Genomic DNA, 4,986 nt, shown 5'->3' with positions numbered 1-4,986 from the left:
ATGGTGCCCAGGAGAGGACTCGAACCTCCACGGCCGTTAAGCCACTGGTACCTGAAACCAGCGCGTCTACCAATTCCGCCACCTGGGCTGGTGGTGTGGCGTGGCGTCTAGACCCGTCTCCGCGCGCTGTCAATGCGGTTTCGGCGGGGGCGCCGCGCGCCTTGTTTCGCCGCGGCGCCGGCGCTAAGGAAGCGGTCGCAAGCCATCGGAGGACGCATGGCGCAGCTTGTCACCATTTTCGGCGGGTCGGGGTTTCTCGGCCGCTACATCGCGCGGCGCATGGCACAGGAGGGATGGCGCGTGCGCGTGGCCGTCCGCCGCCCGAACGAGGCGATCTTCGTGCGCACCTATGGCGTGGTCGGGCAAGTGGAGCCCGTCTTCGCCAACATCCGCGACGACGCGAGCGTGCGGGCCGTCCTGCAAGGGGCCGACGCGGTGGTGAACTGCGTGGGCACCTTCGACTGGCGCGGGCGCAACGCCTTCGAGGCGGTGCAGGCCGAGGGCGCGGGCCGCATCGCGCGCCTCGCCGCGGATGCCGGCACCACGCGGATGGTGCATATCTCCGCGATCGGGGCCGATGCGGAGGGGCCGAGCCGCTATGCCCGCAGCAAGGCCGAGGGGGAGCGGCAGGTGCTCGAGGCGATGCCGACCGCCGTGATCCTGCGCCCCTCGGTGGTCTTCGGACCCGAGGACAATTTCTTCAACCGTTTCGCCGGCATGGCACGGATCAGCCCGGTGCTTCCGCTCTTCGGCGGCGATACGCGGTTTCAGCCGGTCTATGTCGACGACGTGGCGCAGGCCGCGGCGCTCGGCGTGACGGGCCGCGCCGCGCCGGGGCTCTACGAACTCGGCGGGCCGGATGCGGACAGCTTTCGCGGCCTCCTGCGCTACATGCTCAAGGTGATCCGACGGCGCCGTCTCATCGTGAACCTGCCCTACTGGATGGGCTGGGCGATGGCTTCGGGCTTCGACCTTCTGGAGGCGGGGACGGCGGGGCTGTTGCACAACGGCGTGCTCACCCGCGATCAGCTGAAGAGCCTGCGACGCGACACCGTGGTGAGCGAGGACGCCCGCGGCTTCGCCGAACTCGGCATCGCTCCCTCCGCGATGGAAGCGATCCTGCCGGGCTACCTCTGGCGGTTCCGCCGGTCGGGGCAATACTCCGACATCCAGGAATCCGCGCGCAACCTCGGCGGGCGCTGAGGCGCCGCGTCAGCGGGCGAGCGCGGCGAAATCGGCCGCGTTGGCGCAGCCCGCGACGGGGCGGGCGGTGTCGGGCACGGCGGGTTGGGCGAGCCAGCGTTGACAGGCCCCCGCGACCGGGCAGGTTTCGCAGCGCGCCACGAGCGCGGCGTAACCTGATCTTGTCAGCCGTCCGTCCGCCAGCGCGGCGGTGAGGTCGAGACCGAGCGTCCGGGCGACGCTGCGCGCGATCCAGAAGGCGTGGTCACGGCTGACGGGGCCGTCGAGAACATGGGTCATTCGGGGCGGTCCTTCTCGGTGGTATGGCGTGCGAGTGCGGTGAGCGCATCGGAATTCACGCAGGCGCCGGGCGGCGGGATCGGGCCGTCGTGGTCGGTGCCCTCCGCGCGGGCGAGCCAGCGCGCGCAGCCCGCGCTCCAGGGGCAGCCCCGGCAGCGCTCGACGAGCGCGCGCCAGCTGCCGGCGTCCAGCCCGCCGGCCGCCCAGACCGCTGCGGGATCGGCGCCGGCGGCGCGGGCCATGCGCTGAACGCGCCAGTAGTGTTCGCGCTCCGGTCCCATTGGCGTCATGGCGGCGCTCCCGGCCGGCTGGGGCGCTCAGCCCGGCGTCAGCCGGGCGAAGAGGTCGGCGTTGCGACAGTAGCGCGGCGGCTGCGCGGCGCCTTCGGGGTGGCGGTCCAGCCAGCCGTCGCAGGCGCCGGGGCTCTCGCAGCCGGTGCAGGCGAGAACGGCGTCGCCGATCTCGTCGCCGGAGAGTTCGCCGCGCAGGGCGCGCTCGTCCAGATCGACGCCGAGCGTGTCGGCCATTCGGGTCACGAGCGCGGCGTGGCGCGCGAGGGTCTTTTCGCTTGGCATCGGCACGATCCTTCGTCTTGACGCGGGATCATCCGTAGCACCGCGTGGCCAAGCGCCCCTTGATGCATGTCAAAGGATAACGCCGCGTCAGCTCAAAGCCCGGCGGCGACGCGGCGCACGACCTCCATCCGCGCCGCGTTGGGCGGATGCGTGCCGAGAAAGCGGTCGCCCGGATCGGGGATGCGCGCGAAGAAACGCGCGCCGCGGACGGGATCGAAGCCGGCCCGCGCGGCAATGATCGTGCCGAGGGCGTCGGCCTCGAGTTCGTAGGTCTTCGAGTAGCGCCGCGCGCCGAGAATCGCGCCGAGCTCCTCGGCGGAGCGCACCGTCCGGCGATCCCCGCCCGACCGGCCGGCCATCCGGCCGAGCACGAGCGCGCCGAGTTCGGCGTCGGCGCGGGTGCGCTCGATGTGGCCGAGCAGGTGATGCGCCACCTCGTGGCTCATCACGAAGGCGAGCTCGTCGGCGGTCTGCACGCGCGCGATCAGCGGCACGGTGAAGGCGACGACGGGCCGCCCGCGCCGATCCACCGTCTGGAAGGCGTTGGGCGGCAGGCCCCGCCGCGCGTCCACGACGATCCTGAAATCGCAGGCGCCACGCGGACGGAGCGCCCGGCACTCGCGTTCTGCCACGGGCTCGACCCGGCCTGCGACGGCGGCGAAACGCTCGACCGCGGCCTCCGCCCGCGCCCGGGCCTCGGGCGCGGCGGGCGGCGGCGCCGGGGCGGCGCAGCCGGCCAGCGCGGCGAGCAGGGCGAGAGCGGCGAGAAGACGTCGCATGGACCGGATCCGTGGTGCACGGGCGGAAGGTAGGGCGCGGCGTCCCGCCGCGCCAGCCGCGACGCCCGCCGCCGGCGTTGCGAATCGCGCGGACGCCGTTACGCTCTCGCCATGTTCAGCATCGAGCACGATTTCGACGCCACCGTGGTCACCCTTGTGGACGAGGGCGAGACGCCGCTGCAGGAAGACGTGGTCGTGCATGGCTTCGAGGACTGCATCACGGTCGAGCAGTACGATCCGCGCGCCGACCGGGTGCAGCGGGTGACGCTCTCGATGACGCAGATGCGTGATCTCGCCGCGGCGTTGCGCTTGCCCGAGGGTGTCTATACCCGCAAGGACGGCTGACGCGGCCCAGCCCGCGCGCCTGACCGGAGAGCCGATGCAGATCGTCGCCCGCTTCTACCGCTTCAACCCCGTCGCCGCGCCGGAGGCCCTGCGCGCCGAGGCCCGCGCCGCCTTCGCCGCCGCGGGGGTGCGCGGCACGCTGCTGATCGCGCGGGAGGGGCTGAACGGCACCCTTGCCGGGCCGCGCGCGGGGATCGACGCGGCGATGGGGTTTCTCCGCGCGCTGCCCGGCTGCGCCGATCTCGACTGGGAGGAGAGTGCGGTTGAGGCGCCGCCCTTCGCGCGGCTCAAGGTGCTCGTGAAGCCCGAGATCGTGACCATGGGCGCGCCCGAGGCCGATCCGGCCGCGCGGGTCGGGCAGCATCTCGGGCCTGCGGCATGGAACGCGCTTCTCGCGCGGCCCGACGTGACGGTGATCGACACGCGCAACGCCTACGAAGTGGCGCTCGGCAGCTTCGAGGGCGCGGTGGACCCCGGCACGCGGCGCTTCCGCGACTTCCCGGCCTGGTGGGCCGAGCACGGCGCGCGCTTCGGCAACGGCCCGGTGGCGATGTTCTGCACCGGCGGCATCCGCTGCGAGAAGGCGACGAGCTACCTGCTCGCCCAGGGCGTTCGGGAGGTCTATCACCTCGAGGGCGGCATCCTGTCGTATCTCGCCGAGGTGCCCGAGGCGGAAAGCCGCTGGCGCGGCGAGTGCTTCGTCTTCGATGGGCGCGTCTCGGTCGGTCACGGCCTGCGCCCCGGGCGGGCCGGGCTCTGCCACGCCTGCCGCCGCCCGCTCCGGCCCGAGGATACGCGCCACCCGGACCACGAGCCCGGCGTGAGCTGCCGCCATTGCGCGGCCGAGACGAGCGCCGCCGACAAGGCGCGCTACCGCGAGCGCCAGCGCCAGACGCGGCTTGCCGCCGCGCGCGGCGCCCGCCACCTCGGGCCGCTCGACGCGGGGTGAGCGCCGAAGAATTTTCCTTCGAAAATTCTTCTCCCCCCATCACGCCCCGGGGACGCTGCGCGCGCCTGCGCATTTTAGTGCGAAAATGCGCAGGCTCCGGGGCGCGCGGTTGACGTGTCCGCGGGGCGCGGGAAGGATCGCGGCGATGGAGAGCGGGCAAGACACCACCGCGCGCGAAACGCTGGCGCGGCTCTGGCGGGCCGGTGTGGCCGCGGTGGAGGGGCGTGGCGCCGTGGCGCGGTCGCTGGAGGCTGCGCCGGTGGCGCGACCGGACCTTGTGCTCGCCGTCGGCAAGGCCGCCGTGCCGATGGCGCGCGCCGCGCTGGAGCGGTTCGGCGAGGTCCCGGCCCTCGCCGTGACGAAACACGGCCACGGCGACGACGCGCCGGGGCTCGAGGTGATCGAGGCCGGCCACCCGGTCCCCGACGCCGGGAGCCTGCGCGCGGGGGCGGCGCTGCGCGCGCGGGTCGCGGTCTGCGGCCCGGAGGCGCATCTCCTCCTCCTTGTCTCCGGCGGCGCCTCGGCGCTGGCCGAGGACCCGGAACCCGGCGTCACGCTCGCCGGGCTCGCGGCCGAGACGGAGCGGCTGCTGGCCTCCGGCGCCGACATCGCCGCGATGAACGCGCGGCGGCGCGAGCTCTCGCGGATCAAGGGCGGGCGGCTGCTCGCAGCTTTCGGCGGCGCGCGGGTCACGGTGCTGGCCGTCTCGGACGTGGAGGGCGACGACATCGCGGTGATCGGCTCGGGCATCGGGCTCGTGCCTGAGCACGCGGGCTTCGCGCACGAGACGCGGATCGTCGCCTCCAACGCCGTGGCGCGGGCGGCGGTGGCGGCGGAGGCCGAGGCGCTGGGCCTG

8 protein-coding genes and 1 tRNA gene are annotated in these 4,986 nt (G+C 73.8%); 4 read left to right on the top strand and 5 right to left on the bottom strand.

Going from position 1 to position 4,986, the window contains the following annotated elements; translation table 11 throughout:
- Position 1 precedes the first annotated feature (1 nt).
- Positions 2 to 88, bottom strand: a tRNA-Leu gene (locus ACESL7_RS13015).
- A 128-nt stretch (positions 89 to 216) separates the two neighbouring features.
- Between ACESL7_RS13015 and ACESL7_RS13010 the strand changes: the two genes are divergently transcribed.
- Positions 217 to 1,203 (top strand): complex I NDUFA9 subunit family protein, encoded by a 987-nt coding sequence (locus tag ACESL7_RS13010; RefSeq protein WP_372893739.1) that lies wholly within the window; start codon positions 217 to 219, stop codon positions 1,201 to 1,203.
- 9 nt (positions 1,204 to 1,212) lie between these two features.
- On the opposite strand, the gene ACESL7_RS13005 is transcribed toward ACESL7_RS13010, so the two are convergent.
- From ACESL7_RS13005 to ACESL7_RS12990, 4 genes are all read right to left on the bottom strand, one after another.
- Positions 1,213 to 1,482 carry a DUF6455 family protein gene (locus tag ACESL7_RS13005; RefSeq protein WP_372893738.1) on the bottom strand — a complete coding sequence of 90 codons (270 nt, stop codon included), beginning with the start codon at positions 1,480 to 1,482 and terminating at the stop codon, positions 1,213 to 1,215.
- The gene (locus tag ACESL7_RS13000) at positions 1,479 to 1,772 is read right to left on the bottom strand and encodes a DUF6455 family protein (RefSeq protein WP_372893737.1); all 294 of its coding nucleotides are present in this window, start codon (positions 1,770 to 1,772) and stop codon (positions 1,479 to 1,481) included. The genes ACESL7_RS13005 and ACESL7_RS13000 overlap by 4 nt, the downstream gene beginning before the upstream one ends.
- 27 nt (positions 1,773 to 1,799) lie before the next feature.
- Positions 1,800 to 2,057 carry a DUF6455 family protein gene (locus tag ACESL7_RS12995; protein ID WP_372893736.1) on the bottom strand — a complete coding sequence of 86 codons (258 nt, stop codon included), beginning with the start codon at positions 2,055 to 2,057 and terminating at the stop codon, positions 1,800 to 1,802.
- Positions 2,058 to 2,149: 92 nt separating this feature from the next.
- Positions 2,150 to 2,836: a M48 family metallopeptidase gene (locus ACESL7_RS12990; protein ID WP_372893735.1), complete on the bottom strand. Its 687-nt coding sequence runs from the start codon at positions 2,834 to 2,836 to the stop codon at positions 2,150 to 2,152.
- 111 nt (positions 2,837 to 2,947) lie between these two features.
- Between ACESL7_RS12990 and ACESL7_RS12985 the strand changes: the two genes are divergently transcribed.
- From ACESL7_RS12985 to ACESL7_RS12975, 3 genes are all read left to right on the top strand, one after another.
- Positions 2,948 to 3,181, top strand: coding sequence for a hypothetical protein (locus ACESL7_RS12985; RefSeq protein WP_372893734.1), 234 nt, complete (start codon positions 2,948 to 2,950; stop codon positions 3,179 to 3,181).
- Positions 3,182 to 3,215: 34 nt separating this feature from the next.
- Positions 3,216 to 4,130 carry an oxygen-dependent tRNA uridine(34) hydroxylase TrhO gene (trhO, locus tag ACESL7_RS12980; protein ID WP_372893733.1) on the top strand — a complete coding sequence of 305 codons (915 nt, stop codon included), beginning with the start codon at positions 3,216 to 3,218 and terminating at the stop codon, positions 4,128 to 4,130.
- 145 nt (positions 4,131 to 4,275) lie between these two features.
- Positions 4,276 to 4,986: DUF4147 domain-containing protein (locus ACESL7_RS12975; RefSeq protein WP_372893732.1), on the top strand; the 711-nt coding region annotated here is incomplete at its 3' end.

Origin of the sequence: Rhodosalinus sp. (genome assembly GCF_041685465.1) — a bacterium.
Lineage (GTDB): Bacteria > Pseudomonadota > Alphaproteobacteria > Rhodobacterales > Rhodobacteraceae > Rhodosalinus.
This window is presented reverse-complemented; position numbering and strand designations above follow the sequence as displayed.

What these genes read in the sequence shown, in the direction of transcription:
- ACESL7_RS13010 (WP_372893739.1), top strand. Translation starts at nt 217, where the DNA reads ATGGCGCAGCTTGTCACCATTTTCGGCGGGTCGGGGTTTCTCGGCCGC.
- ACESL7_RS13005 (WP_372893738.1), bottom strand. Translation starts at nt 1,482, where the DNA reads ATGACCCATGTTCTCGACGGCCCCGTCAGCCGTGACCACGCCTTCTGG.
- ACESL7_RS13000 (WP_372893737.1), bottom strand. Translation starts at nt 1,772, where the DNA reads ATGACGCCAATGGGACCGGAGCGCGAACACTACTGGCGCGTTCAGCGC.
- ACESL7_RS12995 (WP_372893736.1), bottom strand. Translation starts at nt 2,057, where the DNA reads ATGCCAAGCGAAAAGACCCTCGCGCGCCACGCCGCGCTCGTGACCCGA.
- ACESL7_RS12990 (WP_372893735.1), bottom strand. Translation starts at nt 2,836, where the DNA reads ATGCGACGTCTTCTCGCCGCTCTCGCCCTGCTCGCCGCGCTGGCCGGC.
- ACESL7_RS12985 (WP_372893734.1), top strand. Translation starts at nt 2,948, where the DNA reads ATGTTCAGCATCGAGCACGATTTCGACGCCACCGTGGTCACCCTTGTG.
- trhO (WP_372893733.1), top strand. Translation starts at nt 3,216, where the DNA reads ATGCAGATCGTCGCCCGCTTCTACCGCTTCAACCCCGTCGCCGCGCCG.